At 67.3% G+C, this 602-nt stretch carries 1 protein-coding gene; it reads right to left on the bottom strand.

Annotated features, from left to right (window positions below):
* Window positions 1-74: 74 nt before the first annotated feature.
* Window positions 75-602: electron transfer flavoprotein subunit beta/FixA family protein (locus K678_RS17420; RefSeq protein ID WP_021133807.1), on the bottom strand; the 528-nt coding region annotated here is incomplete at its 5' end.

Here is a 602-nt window from a genome sequence, read left to right as displayed (position 1 = left end):
CGGCGGTGACGGTGTTGAGGGTGGCGGGCTTCAGCGCCCCGGCTTCGTGTTCGGCGAGGACAAGAACGCTCATCTCAGATCACCTTCGCTTCGGACTTCAGCTTCTCGACCAGGGTGGCGACGTCGGCCACCTTGATCCCGGCCTGACGCTTCGCCGGTTCCTCGACCGACAGCGTGATCAGGCGCGGCGCGACATCGACGCCCAGCGAGTCCGGGGTCACCGTCTCGATCGGCTTCTTCTTCGCCTTCATGATGTTGGGCAGGCTGGCATAGCGCGGCTCGTTCAAGCGCAGATCGGCGGTGACCACCGCCGGAAGCTCCAGCGCCACCGTCTCCAGCCCGCCGTCGATTTCGCGGGTCACCGATACCGTGCCGTCGGCCACCGCGATCTTCGAGGCAAAGGTGCCCTGGGGACGGTCCAGCAGCGCCGCCAGCATCTGGCCGGTCTGGTTCGAATCGTCGTCGATCGCCTGCTTGCCCAGCAGGACCAGACCCGGCTGTTCGGTGTCGGCGAGACGCTTCAGAATCTTCGCCACCGCCAGCGGCTGCACCTCGGCATCGGTCTGGACCAGGATGCCGCGGTCGGCCCCCATCGCCAGCGC

Source organism: Magnetospirillum fulvum MGU-K5 (assembly GCF_000442515.1).
Lineage (GTDB): Bacteria > Pseudomonadota > Alphaproteobacteria > Rhodospirillales > Magnetospirillaceae > Phaeospirillum > Phaeospirillum fulvum_B.
This window is presented reverse-complemented; position numbering and strand designations above follow the sequence as displayed.